The sequence below is a fragment of the Streptomyces lucensis JCM 4490 genome, assembly GCF_014650035.1.
Taxonomy (GTDB): Bacteria; Actinomycetota; Actinomycetes; order Streptomycetales; family Streptomycetaceae; genus Streptomyces; species Streptomyces lucensis.
This window is the reverse complement of the sequence record NZ_BMUE01000019.1, coordinates 1-17414: the sequence shown is the minus strand read 5'-3', so window position 1 is coordinate 17414 and position 17414 is coordinate 1. Positions and strand designations below refer to the sequence as shown.

Annotated in this window: 14 protein-coding genes; 11 read left to right on the top strand and 3 right to left on the bottom strand. The window is 72.6% G+C overall.

The window, feature by feature from the left end:
• Positions 1–196 precede the first annotated feature (196 nt).
• Positions 197–3880 carry a glycosyltransferase family 2 protein gene (locus IE177_RS30480; RefSeq protein ID WP_190018708.1) on the top strand — a complete coding sequence of 1228 codons (3684 nt, stop codon included), beginning with the start codon at positions 197–199 and terminating at the stop codon, positions 3878–3880.
• Positions 3877–5394 carry a DUF5719 family protein gene (locus IE177_RS30475; protein WP_190018707.1) on the top strand — a complete coding sequence of 506 codons (1518 nt, stop codon included), beginning with the start codon at positions 3877–3879 and terminating at the stop codon, positions 5392–5394. The genes IE177_RS30480 and IE177_RS30475 overlap by 4 nt, the downstream gene beginning before the upstream one ends.
• 341 nt (positions 5395–5735) lie before the next feature.
• Here IE177_RS30475 and IE177_RS30470 read toward each other — a convergent pair whose 3' ends face one another.
• Complete coding sequence (locus IE177_RS30470; RefSeq protein WP_229816340.1) at positions 5736–6122, bottom strand: metallopeptidase family protein; 387 nt, start codon at positions 6120–6122, stop codon at positions 5736–5738.
• A gap of 412 nt (positions 6123–6534) precedes the next feature.
• On the opposite strand from IE177_RS30470, the gene IE177_RS30465 reads away from it, so the two are divergent.
• The 8 genes from IE177_RS30465 (at position 6535) to IE177_RS30430 (ending at position 14946) form a co-directional block, all read left to right on the top strand.
• Positions 6535–6912: a DUF3499 domain-containing protein gene (locus IE177_RS30465; protein WP_373305207.1), complete on the top strand. Its 378-nt coding sequence runs from the start codon at positions 6535–6537 to the stop codon at positions 6910–6912.
• 179 nt (positions 6913–7091) lie between these two features.
• A complete protein-coding gene (locus IE177_RS30460) occupies positions 7092–8456 on the top strand; it encodes a phosphomannomutase/phosphoglucomutase (protein WP_190018706.1) in 1365 nt (454 codons plus the stop codon).
• 177 nt (positions 8457–8633) lie between these two features.
• Entirely contained in the window at positions 8634–8804 is a 171-nt protein-coding gene (locus tag IE177_RS30455; RefSeq protein WP_190018705.1) for a Trm112 family protein, read from the top strand.
• Between the two features lie 144 nt (positions 8805–8948).
• A complete protein-coding gene (locus IE177_RS30450; protein WP_190018704.1) occupies positions 8949–10076 on the top strand; it encodes an SIS domain-containing protein in 1128 nt (375 codons plus the stop codon).
• 80 nt (positions 10077–10156) lie between these two features.
• On the top strand, positions 10157–11308 hold the full coding sequence (gene manA / locus IE177_RS30445) for a mannose-6-phosphate isomerase, class I (protein ID WP_190018703.1): 1152 nt from the start codon (positions 10157–10159) through the stop codon (positions 11306–11308).
• Positions 11309–11448: 140 nt separating this feature from the next.
• The gene (locus IE177_RS30440; RefSeq protein ID WP_190018702.1) at positions 11449–12429 is read left to right on the top strand and encodes a cation diffusion facilitator family transporter; all 981 of its coding nucleotides are present in this window, start codon (positions 11449–11451) and stop codon (positions 12427–12429) included.
• Positions 12430–12767: 338 nt separating this feature from the next.
• Entirely contained in the window at positions 12768–14225 is a 1458-nt protein-coding gene (ahcY, locus tag IE177_RS30435) for an adenosylhomocysteinase (protein WP_190018701.1), read from the top strand.
• A gap of 106 nt (positions 14226–14331) precedes the next feature.
• A complete protein-coding gene (locus IE177_RS30430) occupies positions 14332–14946 on the top strand; it encodes a hypothetical protein (RefSeq protein WP_190018700.1) in 615 nt (204 codons plus the stop codon).
• A gap of 13 nt (positions 14947–14959) precedes the next feature.
• On the opposite strand, the gene IE177_RS30425 is transcribed toward IE177_RS30430, so the two are convergent.
• Complete coding sequence (locus IE177_RS30425) at positions 14960–15925, bottom strand: RDD family protein (protein WP_190018788.1); 966 nt, start codon at positions 15923–15925, stop codon at positions 14960–14962.
• 143 nt (positions 15926–16068) lie between these two features.
• Here IE177_RS30425 and IE177_RS30420 point away from each other — a divergent pair, with 143 nt between their 5' ends.
• Positions 16069–17076, top strand: coding sequence for a stage II sporulation protein M (locus tag IE177_RS30420; protein ID WP_190018699.1), 1008 nt, complete (start codon positions 16069–16071; stop codon positions 17074–17076).
• 130 nt (positions 17077–17206) lie between these two features.
• On the opposite strand, the gene IE177_RS35290 is transcribed toward IE177_RS30420, so the two are convergent.
• Positions 17207–17414, bottom strand: a 208-nt coding sequence (locus IE177_RS35290; protein ID WP_229816339.1) for a hypothetical protein, incomplete at its 5' end; no start/stop codon positions are given.

Genomic DNA, 17414 nt, shown 5'->3' with positions numbered 1-17414 from the left:
ACACGCTCGCGCACCGCACGCGGCACAGGCGAAAACATAACGAACGGCCCGTCAGCCGTGGGTTGTCCACAGGCGGCGGGCCGTGGTCATGGCCAGCCGATAGTGTGGTCGCTCGTCCGAGACGCCCCGCAGTCCTCTCGACCACGAGAAGACGCGGGCGTCCACCGCAGTCCATCGAACCGGGGCCCGTACCTCGATGACCGTGCACAGCCATACGGCAGCCCATCAAGACCCGGCTGCCACTCCAGAGTTCCCGCGTCATGTGGTGACCGCGGTCCTCGTCTCCCACGACGGCGCCCGCTGGCTGCCCGACGCGCTCGCCGGGCTGCTCGGCCAGGAGCGCCCCGTCCAGTACGCGGTGGCCGCGGACACCGGCAGCGCGGACCACTCCGCCCAGCTGCTCACCGACGCCCTCGGCGACGGCAACGTCCTGCACCTCGCCCGTCGCACCGGCTTCGGGCAGGCCGTGGAGGAGGCGAGCCGCACCGCCCCGGTCCTCACCCCGGAGCAGCTGCCGTACCTCAAGCGCCCCAGCGGCTGGGACCCGGTCACGCGCAGCTGGCGCGACGACGCCTACGACATGCCCGACCTGCCGCACGGCGAACCCGTCCACTGGCTGTGGCTGCTGCACGACGACTGCGCCCCCGAACCCGACGCCCTCGCCCGGCTGCTCCAGGTCGTCGACAACGAACTGGAACTCGGCCGCGACGACGTCGCCGTCGTCGGCCCCAAGCTGCGCGGCTGGTACGACCGCCGGCAGCTGCTGGAGGTCGGCGTCTCCATCGCCAACTCGGGCCGCCGCTGGACCGGTCTGGACCGCCGCGAGCAGGACCAGGGCCAGCACGACCACGTCCGCACCGTGCTGTCCGTCTCCACCGCGGGCATGCTCGTCCGGCGCGACGTCTTCGAGCAGCTCGGCGGCTTCGACCGCCGACTGCCCCTGATGCGCGACGACGTCGACCTGTGCTGGCGCGCCCACAGGGCCGGCCACCGCGTCCTGATCGCCCCCGACGCGGTGGTACGGCACGCCGAGGCCGCCTCCCGCGAGCGCCGCGCCGTCGACTGCGCGGGCCGTACCACCGCATCCCCGCACAAGGTCGACAAGGCGGGCGCCGTCTACACCCTGCTCGCCAACACCCGTACCGCCGCCCTGCCCTGGGTGCTGCTGCGGCTCGTCCTCGGCACCCTCCTGCGGACGGTCGCCTATCTCGTCGGCAAGGTCCCCGGCCAGGCCGTCGACGAGATCCGCGGCCTGCTGAGCGTCCTGCTGCGGCCCGAGCGGATCATCGCCGCACGACGCGGCCGCGGCCCCACGCAGATCGACAAGGCGGAACTGCGCCGGCTCTTCCCACCGCCCGGCGCCACGGTCCGGGCCACCGTGGAACAGTTCGCGGGCAACTTCAGCAGCGGCTCGGACACCGACACCTCCTCGGCCGGCCGCCACGGCGGCGCCGTGGAGTCCGGGCCCGGCGGCGACGACGCCGACTTCCTGGAGCTCGAGCAGTTCGCCCGGCTCAAGCGGATCGCCCGCAAACCCGGCCCGGTGCTCTTCCTCGCCCTGCTGCTGGTCTCCCTCGTGGCCTGCCGCGGCCTGCTCGGCGGCGGTGCGCTCGCGGGCGGCGCCATGCTGCCCGCCCCGGCCGACGCCGGCGACCTGTGGTCCCGCTACCTGGACGCCTGGCACCCGGTCGGCGCCGGCGGCACCCCGTCCTCGCCGCCCTACCTCGCGATCGTCGCGACCCTCGCCTCCCTCCTGTTCGGCTCCACCGGACTCGCGGTCACCGTCCTGCTCGTCGGCTCCGTTCCGCTCGCCGGACTCACCGCCTACTTCGCCTCCCGGCCCCTCGTCACCTCCCGGCTGCTGCGCGCCTGGGCGGCCATCGTCTACGCCTTCCTGCCCGCCACCACCGGCGCCCTGGCAGGCGGCCGCATCGGCACCGCCGTCCTCGCCGTGCTGCTCCCGCTCATCGCACGCGCCGGCATCGCCGCGAGCGGCCTCGCCGGACGCCCCGGCGCACGCGGCAGCTGGCGCGCCACCTGGGCGTACGCGCTGCTGCTGACCATCGCCACCGCCTTCACGCCGATCGTCTGGCCCCTCGCGCTGGTCCTCGGCCTCGCCGTGCTCGTGCTGCGCCGCGCCGACCCCGTCGCCCACGGCCTGCGCTTCCTCGCCCAGCTCGGCACCCCGCTGCTGGTCCTCGCCCCGTGGTCGCTCACCCTGCTCCCGACCGGCTTCTTCCAGGAGGCGGGCCTGGAGTACGGCCCCTCGGCCGCCTCCGCCCTCGACCTGCTCGGCTCCAGCCCCGGCGGCCCCGGCACCGTGCACGGCCTGATGCTCATCGGCATCGTGCTCGCCGCCCTCGCCGCCCTCCTGCGCTCCGAGCGGCAGCTGGGGATCCGCACCGCCTGGGTCGTGGCCCTGCTGGGCCTCGTCCTCGCCGTCCTGTCCAACAGGTCCGCCTGGGCCGGACCGGCCACCCTCGTCTACGGCATCGCCCTGCTGGCCGCCGCCGCCCTCGGCGCCGACGGCGCCCGCGCACGCGTGGCCGAGCAGAACTTCGGCTGGCGCCAGCCCGTCGCCGCCCTGATCGCCTTCGCCTCCGCCGCCGGCCCGCTGCTCGTCGCCGCCGGCTGGATGATCGGCGGTGCCGACGGTCCCCTGGAGCGGCGCGACCCGGCGCAGGTGCCCGCGTTCGTCGCCGAGGACTCCACCGGCGGCGACCAGGCCCGCACCCTCGTCCTCGACAGCGACTCCGCCGCACATGTGCGCTACACCCTGGTCCGTGACTCGGGCGCCCGCCTCGGAGACGCCGAACTGGCCGCCGCCGGCGGTGAGAACGCACGACTGGCCAAGGTCGTCGCGAACCTCGTCGCCGGTTCCGGCGCCGACCAGGCCGACGAACTCGGCGGCTTCGCCGTGCGCTACGTCCTCGTCCACAAGGGCGCCCCGCGCGAGATCACCCGCGTCCTCGACGCCACCCCCGGCCTGGCCCGGCTCAGCCAGCAGGACGGCAGCGCCCTGTGGCGCGTCGAGCGGGAGGTCTCCCGCGCCGCCATCGTGCCCACCGACGGCAAGGGCGAGACAAGGCCGATCGCCGCGGGCCCGGTGGAGATCCACACCACCATCGCCTCCGGTTCGGGCGGCCGCGTCCTGCGCCTGGCCGACAGCGCCTCCGAAGGCTGGACGGCCACGCTCGACGGCAAGCCGCTGACCCGCACCACGGTCGACGGCTGGGCCCAGGGCTTCCGGCTGCCCGCGGGCGGCGGCAGGCTGGACGTCGCGTTCGACGACCCGATCGGCCACACCGCCTGGCTGTGGGCACAGGGCGCGCTCGCCGTCGTCCTGATCGTCCTCGCCCTGCCGGGCCGCCGCCGCGACGTCGACGACGACCTCCCCGAGGAGCAGCCCCTGCCCGCCCAGGTTCCCGCCGGCGAGGGCCGCCGCGCCCGCCGCCTGCGCGCCCAGGCCGAGGAACCGGCCGCCGAGGAGCAGCCCGGCACCCCGCCGCCCGCCCAGGCGCCGGTCGTACCCCACCAGCAGCCATATGGCACGGGGGTCCCCCAGGAGGAGCCGAGCGGGGACTGGGCGAGCGAGCCCGCGCCGTACGCGAACGCCGGTTACCCGGGCTACGGAGCCGACCAGGGCGCCGAGCAGTACCAGACCTCCGGCTACGACCAGCAGGCCTACCAGCCCGACCCGTACCAGGAGGCCCCGTACGACCCCTACGCCTACGGCGGCACGGCTGACGGGATGCCGTACGACCCGACGGCCTACCAGCGGGGTTACGACCCGGCTTACGACCCCGGCCGGCAGGGTTACGACCCCGCACAGCACGCCCACGGCACCGGCAGCGAGCGCCCCGACGGGAGCCAGCAGTGAACCGCACCACCCTGTCCCTGATCGCCGGCACCGCCGCGCTGGCCGCCGTCACCGCGTTCGCCGCGCTCGACTCCCCGTCCGCGTCCGGCGCGTCCGGCTCCCAGGCGGCCGCCCACCTGCCCGTGGAACGCACCGGCCTGCTCTGCCCGGCCCCCAGCACCTCCGACATCGCCGAGACGTCGTACACGTCGTTCACGCCGGTCACCAAGGGCAGCGCGAACAGCGGAAAGGCCGAACTCCAGGCCGTCACCGAGAAGTCGGCGGACGGTACGGACGCCGGGGGGGAGAGCGGGAAGGGCAAGGGCGCCCGGAAGAAGGCCGACCGGCCGGTGCTCACGCCGAAGGCGCCCGGCACGCCGGTCACCGGCGACACCTCCGGCGGCGACACGCCCGCGCTGATCGGCACCGCCGACGGGAAGTTCGCGTCCGGCTGGACCGTCCAGGAGACCACCGAGGTCGCCGCCGGTACCGGCCGCGGCCTCCAGGGCGTCAACTGCACCGCCGCGGACACCGAGTTCTGGTTCCCGGGCGCCAGCACGGCCACTGGTCGCACCGACTACGTGCACCTGACCAACCCCGACGACTCCGCCGCCGTCGTGGACATCGAGCTGTACGACAAGGACGGCGCGATCAAGTCCCCGCTGGGGGAGAACCTCACGATCAAGCCGCACACGAGCGAGCCGATCCTGCTCTCCACGCTCACCGACAAACGCCTGGAGGACCTGACGGTGCACGTCGGCGTGCGCAGCGGGCGGGTCGGCGCGGCCGTGCAGGCCCTCGACGACAAGATCGGCGGCGACTGGCTGGCCGCGGCCGGCGACCCGGCCGGCAGCCTGGTCCTGCCCGGCATCCCCAAGGACGCCACCGACGTCCGCCTGATCGCCTTCACGCCCGGCGACGACGACGCCGACCTGAAGGTCCGCCTGGCCTCGCCGAACGGTCTGATCACCCCGGCCGGGAACGAGACCGTGCACGTCAAGTCCGGTATGACCGCTGCGGTCGACCTCGGCGACGTCACCCGCGGCGAGGCGGGCTCGCTGGTCCTCACCCCCTCCGATCAGGAGGTGCCGGTGGTGGCGGCCCTGCGGGTCGTCCGCGGCAAGGGCGACAAGCGCGAGACGGCCTACATTCCGGCCACCGCCCCCGTCGGCACGCGCGCGACCGCGGCCGACAACAGCGCCAAGGGCACCACCCTGGCCCTGACCGCGCCCACCGGTACGGCCACGGTCAAGGTCACCGCCTCGGCGGGCAGCGGGGGCGGCACCGCGGCGACCAAGACGTACACCATCAAGTCCGGCACCACCCAGAACATCGACGCCCCGGCCCCGTCCGGCCGGAAGGGCACCTACGCCCTGACCGTGGAGACCGTCTCCGGCGGCCCCGTCTACGCGTCCCGCACCCTGTACACCACGGACTCCGACACCCCCGGCTTCACCGTCCAGACCCTCCCGAACGACAGAGGAACGGTGGCAGTACCCCACACGACCGAGGACCTCTCGGTCCTCCAGAAGTAACCCCAGGCCCCCACGCCGCCTCAGCTGGTCCACCCGCGCCGCCCCAGCCGGTCCACCCACGCCGCCTCAGCTGGTCCACCCACGCCGCCTCAGCTGGTCCACCCGCGCCGCCGTAACTGCGGCCATCCACGCCGCCCCAGCTGCGGGCAGTCGTGCCGCTGGGGCGGCACGGGTGGGCGCTGGGGGCACCCCCTCTGGGGGAGGCACCCCGCACGCGCGGGCAAGCACTCCCACCCAGCGTCAGCACCGGCACCGGCACCGGCCCCGGGCAAGCGAACCCCCACCGGGCAAGCGAACCTGCACCGGGAAAAACCCCGCACCAGGGAAGACGAACCGCCCCCCTAGTCCTCCCCGTACCGCGGATCCACGGTCTCCGGCGTGAGCCCCAGCAGCTCCGCCACCTGCTCCACCACCACCTCGTGCACCAGCGCCGCCCGCTCGTCCCGCCCCTTGGTCCGGATCTCCACAGGCCGCCGGTACACGACGACCCGCGCCCGCCGCCCGTCACGCGCGGAAACGCTCCCGCCGAGCGGCACGGCCTCGTCGTCCCAGGCGTCCTGATCACCCCGCCCCTCCAGCCGGGGCACCTCCAGCACGAGGAAATCGACGTCGGCCAACTGCGGCCATCGCCGTTCCAGCCGGTCCACGGAGTCCTGCACCAGGTCCGCGAAGACCTCGGCACGGCTGGCCGCCAGCGGCACCTGAGGCGGTGCGATCGGCCCCCGCATGCCCCGCCCGTGGCGATCACGGCGACGGGGCCCAGGGCCGGCGGCACGGGGCGGTACACGGTTGTCCATCACCGGTGAAGCCTAGTCCCCGCACGCCCCGCCCGCCCGGGCCCCACGCGGCAACCGCACGCACCGCCACCCCCAGACACCTTCTGTCGCAGCATGACCATTCCGGCCAAGGTCTGGCTCGTTTCCGTAACCCTCCAAGACCGCCGAACTCAAGGCAATTGACGGTGTTTGTGTCGAATAATGACCGGATGCAGTAACGCCCCGACTCCGCCGGAACCCCGTCCGCGCAGGTCAGCGGGGCACATCGACAGCCGGTTGTGGGGTGTTTCACAGCACGACACGGTGGAGTGACCTGGGGGAGAGTCGTCGCGGCCCGCTCAAGAGTGCGGTACCGTCCAACGTCGTGAGCCCTGTACGTCGCTGTTCGCGCACCGCCTGCGGCCGACCCGCCGTCGCGACGCTGACGTACGTCTACGCCGACTCGACCGCGGTCCTCGGCCCGCTCGCCACCTACGCCGAACCCCACTGCTACGACCTGTGCGCCGAGCACTCCGAGCGCCTCACCGCCCCGCGCGGCTGGGAGGTCGTCCGGCTCCTCGACGGTTCCGCTCCCGCGCGGCCCAGCGGAGACGATCTGGAAGCGCTCGCGAACGCCGTGCGTGAGGCGGCCCGTCCCCAGGAGCGGGCGGCCGGGGCGGCCGGCGGCGGTCCCCGCACCGCCGACCCCATGGAGGTCGCCCGGCGCGGCCACCTCCGGGTCCTGCGCTCCCCGGACAACTGAGCGCACCTCCCCACCGGCCGCGGTACGCCGCCCAGTTGTGCCGCCTTCACCCGCCTCGCCCCGGTCACGGCCGGGTGACCGCCAGGTGACCGCCGCGCTTCCACCGGGTGTCCGCACACCTGCCGCTCATCGCCGACGGGTAGTTTGTGGGCACCCATAGGACTTCAGGAGGGTTGGCCGTGACTGCTGATCTGTCGCAGATCGTGAAGGCGTACGACGTACGCGGAGTGGTCCCGGACCAGTGGGACGAGACACTGGCCGGACTCTTCGGCGCCGCCTTCACGGAGGTGACGGGTGCGGCGGCGATCGTCGTAGGCCACGACATGCGGCCCTCTTCCCCCGCCCTGTCCCGCGCGTTCGCGCGCGGCGCGGCGGACCGCGGCGTGGACGTCACCGAGATCGGCCTGTGCTCCACGGACCAGCTGTACTACGCCTCGGGCGCGCTGAACCTGCCCGGTGCGATGTTCACGGCGTCCCACAACCCGGCCCAGTACAACGGCATCAAGCTGTGCCGCGCGGGCGCAGCCCCGGTCGGCCAGGACACCGGCCTCACGCAGATCCGCGAACTGGTCGAGGGCTGGCTGGAGTCGGGCGCCCCCGAGCCGGTGGCCGAGCCGGGAACCCTCACCTCCCGCGAGACGCTGGAGGATTACGCGGCACACCTGCGCTCGCTGGTCGACCTGACCTCCCTCCGCCCCCTGAAGGTCGTGGTCGACGCCGGCAACGGCATGGGCGGCCACACGGTCCCCACGGTCTTCGCCGGTCTCCCCCTGACCCTCGTCCCGATGTACTTCGAACTGGACGGCACCTTCCCCAACCACGAGGCCAACCCGCTCGACCCGGCCAACCTCGTGGACCTGCAGAAGCGGGTGCCTGCGGAGGGCGCCGACCTCGGCATCGCCTTCGACGGCGACGCCGACCGCTGCTTCGTCGTGGACGAGCACGGCGACCCGGTCTCCCCGTCCGCGATCACCGCGCTGGTCGCCGTCCGCGAACTGACCCGCAACGGCGGCAAGGGCACGGTCATCCACAACCTGATCACCTCGCGCACGGTCCCCGAGGTGGTGCGGGAGAACGGCGGCGCCCCGGTTCGCACGCGCGTCGGCCACTCCTTCATCAAGGCCGAGATGGCCCGTACCGGCGCGATCTTCGGCGGCGAGCACTCCGCCCACTACTACTTCAAGGACTTCTGGAACGCCGACACCGGCATGCTGGCCGCCCTGCACGTCCTCGCGGCCCTGGGCGGCCAGGAAGGCCCCCTCTCCTCCCTCGTCGCCCAGTACGACCGCTACACGGGCTCCGGCGAGATCAACTCCACCGTCGCCGACCAGAGCGCCCGCCTCGCCGCGATCCGCGCCGCGTACGAGGGCCGCGCCGACGTCACCCTCGACGACCTCGACGGCCTCACGGTCGCCGCGGCCGACTGGTGGTTCAACGTCCGCCCCTCCAACACGGAACCACTCCTGCGCCTGAACGCCGAGGCGAAGGACGAGGCCACGATGACCAAGATCAGGGACGAGGCCCTGTCCATCATCAGAGCCTGATCCCGGCCGCACGCCGCCCGGCCCCCGGGCAGAGGACGAGGACGGGGACCCAGGGGGTGGAGCCCCCTGGGCGGCACCCCCGCCCGCGGACCTGCCGAACCCTCCGGCGCCGCCCCTCCGGCGGTACGCTGACCAGCACATCCACAGAGTCGTACCCGCCTGTCGAAGGGACACCCCATGCCGCTCGAAGCCGGCCTCCTGGAGATCCTCGCCTGCCCGGCCTGCCACGCTCCCCTGAAGGAGCAGGACACCGAGCTGATCTGCACCGGCCAGGACTGCGGCCTCGCGTACCCCGTCCGCGACGGCATCCCCGTACTGCTCGTCGACGAGGCCCGCCGCCCCCAGTGACGATGCCCCACCCCTCGTAGGCGACAAGGCGCTGCCGACCCGCGGCGGGACCACCCGCTCGTGACGGCGACACCCCGTGGGCGTCGGGAACCCCGCGCGCCCGCCCCCGCCCAGGACCCCGGCGATCGGAAGAGGCTGCCGCTCATGCTGGACGAATCGCTGCTCGACACCCCGGAGGGCCTCGCCGAGGCCGACCACCGGGGCCTGCTGCGCGGCGCGGCGGAGGCCGGCGCCCGCGTCCGCACCGCCGCCCGGCACGCCGCCGAGGCCGGCATCGGCGGCCTCAAGCCCGACGGCCGCCCCCGCGCCGTCCTGATCGCCGGCCCCGGAGCCGCCGCCACCCACACCGCCGACCTGCTCGGAGCGCTGGCCGGGACCGGCAGCCCCATGGTCCGCCTGGCCCCCACCGGCGTCGCCCCGGCCGCGGGCGCCCTGCGCTGGGAACTGCCGGGCTGGGCCGGATCCGTGGACCTGCTCCTGATCGCCACCCCCGACGGCACGGAGCCCAGCCTCTCCCTCCTCGCCGACCAGGCCTACCGCCGCGGCTGCTCGGTCGCCGCCGTCGCACCTCCCCAGACCCCGCTCGCCGAGGCGGTCACCGGAGCCCACGGCCTGTTCGTGCCGATGGCGACGGCACCGTACGACCAGGAGGAACCGCTCGCCGCGTCCTCCCCGGGCGTGTTCTGGGCCCTGCTGACCCCGCTGCTGGCGCTCCTGGACCGCATCGGCCTGCTCGGCGCCCCGCCGGACGTCCTGGAGAAGATCGCCGACCGCCTGGACCACGTCGCGGAGCGCTGCGGCCCCGCCATCGCGGCCTACAGCAACCCGGCCAAGACCCTCGCCGCGGAACTCGCCGACGCGCTCCCCGTCGTGTGGACGGAGGGCGACTCGGCGGGCCCGGCGGGCCGCCGGTTCGCCGCCGCTCTCGCCGAACTCGCCGGCCGCCCCGCGGTCGTCGCCGAACTGCCCGAGGCGCTGGCCGCGCACAGCGCCCTGCTGGCCGGCCCGCTCGCCGCCAGCGCCGACCCGGACGACTTCTTCCGCGACCGCGTGGAGGAGGCCCCCGCCCTGCACGCGCGCGTGGTGCTGCTCCGCGACCGCCCGATCGGCGGCCTCACCGCCGCCCCCGCCGCCCGTGACGTGGCCCTCAGCCACGACACGCCGATCAGCGAACTCGAACCCGAGGAGGGCGGCGAACTGGAGACCCTCGCGGAACTGATCGCCGTCACCGATTTCGCCGCCGTTTACCTGGCGCTCGCTTCCAGGGCCTGACCTTGCTCCCGGCGGGCCGGTCAGCGCCCGCCGCCAAGGCGCCCGGCTGAGCCGCGTACGTACGGAGACAGAGAAGACACATGGACCGCCTCGACAACACGATCCGCCCCTACGCCTGGGGTTCCCCCACCGCCATCCCGCACCTGCTCGGCACCGAGCCGACCGGCGAACCGCAGGCGGAGATGTGGATGGGCGCGCACCCCGGCGCCCCCTCGCGCACCGCGCGCGGAACGCTCGTCGAGGTCATCGAGGCCCACCCGGAGCGGGAACTCGGCGCCCGCGCGGTGGCCAGGTTCGGTCCCCGCCTGCCGTTCCTGCTGAAGATCCTCGCCGCCGGTGCGCCCCTCTCGCTCCAGGTGCACCCCGACCTGGACCAGGCCAAGGAGGGATACGCCGACGAGGAGCGGCGCGGCGTCCCGATCGACGCCCCGCACCGCAACTACAAGGACGCCAACCACAAGCCCGAACTGATCTGCGCCCTGACCGAGTTCGACGGCCTGTGCGGCTTCCGCGACCCCGCCCGGACCGCCGACCTCCTCGCCGGCCTCGGCGTCGACTCCCTCAAGCCCTACGTCGACCTGCTGCACGCGCACCCCGAGGACGCGGCCCTGCGCGAGGTCCTCACCGCCGTCCTCACCGCGGACCCCGGGGAGATGGCCCGCACCGTCACCGAGACCACCGCCGCCTGCACCCGCCTCGGCGGCGACTACGCCCCCTACGCCGACATCGCCCACCACTACCCCGGCGACCCCGGCGTCATAGCGGCCATGCTCCTCAACCGCGTCCGCCTGCAGCCCGGGGAGGCACTGTTCCTCGGCGCCGGCATCCCGCACGCCTACCTCAACGGCCTCGGCGTCGAGATCATGGCCAACTCCGACAACGTCCTGCGCTGCGGCCTGACCCCCAAACACGTCGACGTCCCCGAACTCCTGCGCGTCGTCCGCTTCGAGCCGAGCGACCCGGGCGTACTGCGGCCCGAGGCCTCCGCGGACGGCGAGGAGGTCTACGAGACGCCGATCGACGAGTTCCGGCTCTCCCGCTACGTACTGCCCGAAGGCGGCGGCGCCCACGACGTCACCCGGCACACTCCCCAGATCCTGCTCTGCACGGCCGGCTCCGTCCGGGCGGGCAAGCACGAACTGACCCCCGGCCGATCCGTGTTCGTCCCGGCCGGCGAGCGGGCGGAGATCTCGGGCGCGGGCACCGTCTTCCGCGCCACTGTGATCGTATGACCGCGGTTGTGGATACCTGAGACGCCGGGGCCCGGCCGGGCTGCAACAATGGCCCACTGGCAAAGGCCGGGCAAAGCCGGGACACGCCTGGACGGTGTGGACGGACGAGGGCGACAAAGGCGAAGGGACAACGCGGACACATGAGCGCGTCAGGCGGCACCAAAGCGATCGTGGCGGCACTCGGCGCCAACATCGCGATCGCGGTATCGAAGTTCGTGGCGTTCGCGTTCAGCGGCTCCTCCTCGATGCTCGCGGAGGGCGTCCACTCCCTCGCCGACTCCGGCAACCAGTTCCTGCTGCTGATCGGCGGCAAGAAGGCCCAGCGCGAGGCGACCCCCCAGCATCCCTTCGGCTACGGCCGCGAGCGGTTCATCTACGCCTTCCTCGTCTCGATCGTCCTCTTCACCATCGGCGGCATGTTCGCCATCTACGAGGGCTACGAGAAGATCCAGCATCCCCACGACCTGGAGCACTGGTACGTGCCGGTGGCGGTCCTCGTCTTCGCGATCATCGCCGAGGGCTTCTCCTTCCGCACGGCCATGAAGGAGTCCAACGAGCTGCGCGGCAAGCTCTCCTGGGCCCAGTTCATCCGCCGCGCCAAGGCGCCCGAGCTGCCCGTCGTCCTGCTGGAGGACTTCGGCGCCCTCATCGGCCTCGTCCTCGCCCTCGGCGGCGTCGGCCTCACCCTGCTCACCGGCGACGCCGTCTGGGACGGCATCGGCACCGTCTGCATCGGCGTCCTCCTCGTCCTCATCGCCCTGGTCCTCGCCGCCGAGACGAAGTCGCTGCTGCTCGGCGAGGCCGCCGGCGTCGACGACGTCAAGAAGATCGAGGCCGCCGTCGTCGACGGCGACACCGTCACCGGCCTCATCCACATGCGGACGCTGCACCTCGGCCCCGAGGAACTGCTGGTCGCCGCCAAGATCGCCGTCCAGCACGACGACACGGCCGCCGAGATCGCGCGGGCCATCGACGCCGCCGAGGCCCGCATCCGCGCCGCCGTCCCGATCGCCCGGGTCATCTACCTGGAACCGGACATCTACAGCGAGGCCGAGGCCGCCAAGGGCCCGGACCCGGAAGCGACCCCCGGCGGCCCGAACCCGCACGCGGCCGGGCACTGAGGCAGAGGTCAGGGGTGAGCCCGCCTCACCCCTGAGCAGCCCGCGCCGGCCCGAGCGCCGCCCCCCGTCCAGCGGGGAACCGCTGTCGGCCGGGTCACAGGCCCCGCAGGCGGACTGGGGGCGACCGGGTACTCCGGTGTAGCTTGGGACGGAGCCAGACGTCGCTGCTGATGGCGGTCGGGCGGTCCCGGAACGGACCGGCCGAGGGAGAGAGGGCCTCCGACGGACTGCGCTGCGCGTACGTGGGCATGCCAGTGTCCTCTTTCGGGCACCCCTGTGTCCGCCGCCGCGCAGACCAGCCGTACCCACCTCGCCCCAATCCCGAGGAGCAGCTCGCAATGACGACTGTCGACAACCGACAGGACTTCAAGGTCGCCGACCTCTCGCTGGCCGAGTTCGGCCGCAAGGAGATCACCCTCGCCGAGCACGAGATGCCCGGCCTGATGGCGATCCGCAAGGAGTACGCCGAGGCCCAGCCCCTCGCCGGCGCCCGCATCACCGGCTCCCTGCACATGACCGTGCAGACCGCCGTCCTCATCGAGACCCTGACCGCCCTCGGCGCCCGGGTCCGCTGGGCCTCCTGCAACATCTTCTCCACCCAGGACCACGCGGCCGCCGCCATCGCCGTCGGCCCGAACGGCACGCCCGACGCCCCCCAGGGCGTCCCGGTCTTCGCCTGGAAAGGCGAGACCCTGGAGGAGTACTGGTGGTGCACCGAGCAGGCGCTGACCTGGCCGGACAGCCCCACCGGCGGCCCGAACATGATTCTGGACGACGGTGGCGACGCCACCCTCCTCGTCCACAAGGGCGTCGAGTACGAGAAGGACGGCAAGGTCCCCGGTCTGGAGACCGCCGAGTCCGACGAGCACCGCGTCATCCTCCAGCTGCTGCACCGCACCCTGGGTGAGAACGCCCAGAAGTGGACCCAGCTCGCCTCGGAGATCCGCGGCGTCACCGAGGAGACCACCACCGGCGTCCACCGCCTGTACGAGATGCAGCGCGACGGCGTCCTCCTCTTCCCGGCGATCAACGTCAACGACGCCGTCACCAAGTCGAAGTTCGACAACAAGTACGGCTGCCGCCACTCCCTGGTCGACGGCATCAACCGCGCCACCGACGTCCTCATCGGCGGCAAGACCGCCGTCGTCTGCGGGTACGGCGACGTGGGCAAGGGCTGCGCCGAGTCCCTGCGCGGCCAGGGCGCCCGTGTGATCATCACCGAGATCGACCCGATCTGCGCCCTGCAGGCGGCGATGGACGGCTACCAGGTCACCACGCTGGACGAGGTCGTCGAGACCGCCGACATCTTCGTCACCACGACCGGCAACAAGGACATCATCCTCGCGTCGGACATGGCGAAGATGAAGCACCAGGCGATCGTCGGCAACATCGGCCACTTCGACAACGAGATCGACATGGCCGGTCTCGCCAAGATTCCCGGCATCGTCAAGGACGAGGTCAAGCCCCAGGTCCACACCTGGAAGTTCCCCGACGGCAAGGTCATCATCGTGCTGTCCGAGGGCCGCCTGCTGAACCTGGGCAACGCCACCGGCCACCCGTCGTTCGTGATGTCCAACTCCTTCGCGGACCAGACCCTGGCCCAGATCGAGCTGTTCACCAAGCCCGACGAGTACCCGACCGGCGTCTACGTGCTCCCCAAGCACCTCGACGAGAAGGTCGCCCGCCTCCACCTGGACGCGCTCGGCGTCAAGCTCACCAAGCTGCGCCCGGAGCAGGCCGCGTACATCGGTGTGGAGGTCGACGGCCCGTTCAAGTCGGACCACTACCGCTACTGAGTCCGAAGGTCGGCAGATCCTCCGAGGCAGGCCCCCCGCACCCCCGTGCCGGGGGCCTGCCCCTTTGGCCTCTGACCGGACCAGCCCGTCAAGCCCCAGGACGCCCATGCCCCGCGGCCGCTATTCGCTCCACGATCCGCACGATCACACCCCCCTCGGGGAAGAGCACTTCCAGTGCGCCCCCGGCCCGTCCGGCTGGCGCTACGTCTCCCAGGTCACGACACCCGCAGGCGATCACCGCGGCTCCGTCGACCTGGCCCTGGACGACCTCGGCCGCCCGATCCGCCTCGAACTGCACACCGGAGGCTGGCAGGTGCGCGGCGCCGCCCTCGAAGGCGTCACCTGGGTCCGCACCGACCCCACCGGCGTCCATGCCACCGAAGGCAATGTGCGCGCCCACGCCTTCACCGGCACGTCCCCCGCGTTCCTCGTCGCCACCGCCCGTCTCCTGAGCCTCACCCCCTCCTCCGCCGCGACCCGGGTACGCCTGGTCGCCTTCACGGACCCGGTCCTCGCCCCCCGCACGGTGGACCAGTCCTGGGCTTTGGTGGACAGCGAAGCACACGCCACTGACAACGGGCCCCTGACCGTGGACGAATACCAGGTCACAGCCCTCGACACCGGCGAACGGCACTCCGTGCACATCGCCGGCGACGTCGTTCTCGCAGCCCCCGGGATCGAACTGGAGGACCTTCGGTCACCGCCGTCGCGGTTCGACTGAACGCCCCCGCTCCTCACGCAGGCGGCGCGAACCCGGTGGCGGGGCGGTCGGCCGGCGGCTGATCCCGTACCGGGGACACCGACGGAGCGACAGGCGCGGGCCCGGGAAGGTAAGCGGGTCCGGGGAGCCGAGCCGCCTGAACCGGAGGCTGCTGCCACACCCCCGCCGGAGGCGCCGGATGCCGATGAACAGCAGCCGCACCGGGCTGGGCCGGTGGCGGGGCGAAAGCAACGGGGCCCAACGCCTGCCGCGCCTCACGTGACTGCCGCTCGTGCACCACGGCCGCCAGGAAGGCGGCCGGGGGAAGCCCCTGCGGCACCGGAGCCCCCGTACGCGCCGCGAGATCGTCCGCGAGCCGCTGCGCCATACCCACGGACACCTGCGGATCGAGCTGCCCCATGCGGGTCAGGTACTGCCGCACGGCAAGCCACAGCCCGTCCGGAACCCCCGACAGGTCGAGCCCGGAGAAACGGCCGGCGAGCCAGGGAGGCGGCGGCGGAACGAAACCGGCGCGTACGACGGGTATCCGCTCGCGCACCACCAGCGTGCCCGCGAACACATCCCCGACCCGCCGCCCGCGCGCCGACACCAGCGAGGCGATGCAGGCCACCACGCCCAGCGTCATCAAGATCTCGACGACGCCGACCGCGCCCCGGACCAACGCGTGCCGGAAACGGATCGGCCCGCCGTCGTCCCGCACCACCCGAAGCCCGAACGCCATCTTCCCCAGCGAACGCCCATGGCTGAGCGTCTCCACCGCGATCGGCCCGCCGACCAGCACCAGCAGGAACGTCGCGATCGACAGCGCCGTCTGCGCCGCCTCGTCGAGGGAAGCCGTCGAAGCCAGCAGCAGCACGGACACGAAGACGTACGCGAACACGGCCACCACCAGGTCGAGCAGCACGGCCAACGCCCTGCTCGGCAGCCTCGCGGGCCGTAGCTCGAGGGCCACCGCCTCGCCCGTCACCAGCTCACTCACGCCCGCCGCCCTTTCCTGGTCCACCCGGTGGACCGCAAGTCTGCCAAGCTGTGAGCGCATCGCGCCCCAGTACGACAAGCTGACAACACTTACGAGCATCCACGACGAGCAGTCGGCGACCAGCCGAGGAGCAGGCAGACCCGATGGACCTGGACGTCTTCGTCTCCATACACCGTGCCGAATGGGACCGTCTGGACGCCCTGCTCCGCCGCCGGCGCCGCCTCAACGGAGCCGAAACCGACGAACTCGTCGCGCTCTACCAGCGCACCGCCACCCACCTCTCCCTCATCCAGTCCAGCGTTCCCGACCCGCAGCTGACGGGACGGCTCAGCCAACTGGTGGCACGCGCGCGCAGCGCCGTCACGGGAACGCGCCGCGCCTCATGGCGCGACGTCACGCGCTTCCTCGGCCACGGTTTCCCGGCCGCCGTCTACCGCGGACGCCACTGGTGGGTACCCACGGCTCTCGTCTCGACAGCCGTCGCGATCCTCCTGGGCTGGTGGATCGGCACCCACCCGGCCGTGCAGTCGTCCATCGCGGCCCCGAGCCAGCTGCGCGAGCTGACCCGACCCGGCGGCGAGTACGAGACCTACTACTCCAGCCACCCGGCGAGCGCCTTCGCGGCCCAGGTATGGACGAACAACGCCCAGGCGGCCGCGATGTGCCTGGTCCTGGGCGTCTTCCTGGGGCTCCCCGTCCTCTTCATCCTGTTCGAGAACATGCTCAACCTGGGCGTCGGCTTCGGCCTCATGTCCTCGGCCGGCCGTCTCGACACCTTCCTGGGACTGGTCCTCCCGCACGGCCTGCTCGAACTGACCGCCGTCTTCGTCGCCGCCGGTACCGGCCTGCGTCTGGGCTGGACGCTGATCGACCCCGGTCCGCGCACCCGGCGGGCCGCGCTCGCGCAGGAGGGAAGGGCGGCGATCGGCATGGCCATCGGCCTCGCCCTGGTCCTGTTCGTCTCCGGTGCCATCGAAGGCTTCGTCACCCCGTCGGGCCTGCCCACATGGGCCCGCATCGGCATCGGAGTCACGGCCGAGTCGGCGTTCCTGGCCTACGTCTACGTCCTCGGCGGCCGCGCGGCGCGCGCAGGGGAGACGGGAGACCTGGGAGAGGCGGAGCGCAGCGCGGTCGTGCCGACGGCCGCGTGATGTGCATCCAGCCCCTGTGAGCTGCTAGTCTCCTCTTCGCCCCACAAGAGCTGTTGACACAGCGAGCGTGGGGAGGTAGATTCAAACAGTTGCCTAGAGCTGGACAAGTTCTGTGGCGGTCGTTTAGAATCTAATCTGCTTCCGAGAAGTCGACATCGACATTCTCCAGAAGCATCCCCCGATAACTCAGGAATGAGTAGCCGGTCAGACCGGCCGAAAACTTCTGATAAAGTCGGAACCGCCGGAAAGGGAAACGCGAAAGCGGGAACCTGGAAAGCACCCGAGGAAATCGGATCGAGAAAAGATCTGATAGAGTCGGAAACGCAAGACCGAAGGGA

Excerpts from the sequence above, each read along its gene's own strand:
- IE177_RS30480 (WP_190018708.1), top strand. The coding sequence starts at position 197 with ATGACCGTGCACAGCCATACGGCAGCCCATCAAGACCCGGCTGCCACT.
- IE177_RS30450 (WP_190018704.1), top strand. The coding sequence starts at position 8,949 with ATGCTGGACGAATCGCTGCTCGACACCCCGGAGGGCCTCGCCGAGGCC.
- IE177_RS30430 (WP_190018700.1), top strand. The coding sequence starts at position 14,332 with ATGCCCCGCGGCCGCTATTCGCTCCACGATCCGCACGATCACACCCCC.
- IE177_RS30470 (WP_229816340.1), bottom strand. The coding sequence starts at position 6,122 with ATGCGGGGGCCGATCGCACCGCCTCAGGTGCCGCTGGCGGCCAGCCGT.
- IE177_RS30420 (WP_190018699.1), top strand. The coding sequence starts at position 16,069 with ATGGACCTGGACGTCTTCGTCTCCATACACCGTGCCGAATGGGACCGT.
- ahcY (WP_190018701.1), top strand. The coding sequence starts at position 12,768 with ATGACGACTGTCGACAACCGACAGGACTTCAAGGTCGCCGACCTCTCG.
- IE177_RS30440 (WP_190018702.1), top strand. The coding sequence starts at position 11,449 with ATGAGCGCGTCAGGCGGCACCAAAGCGATCGTGGCGGCACTCGGCGCC.
- manA (WP_190018703.1), top strand. The coding sequence starts at position 10,157 with ATGGACCGCCTCGACAACACGATCCGCCCCTACGCCTGGGGTTCCCCC.
- IE177_RS30455 (WP_190018705.1), top strand. The coding sequence starts at position 8,634 with ATGCCGCTCGAAGCCGGCCTCCTGGAGATCCTCGCCTGCCCGGCCTGC.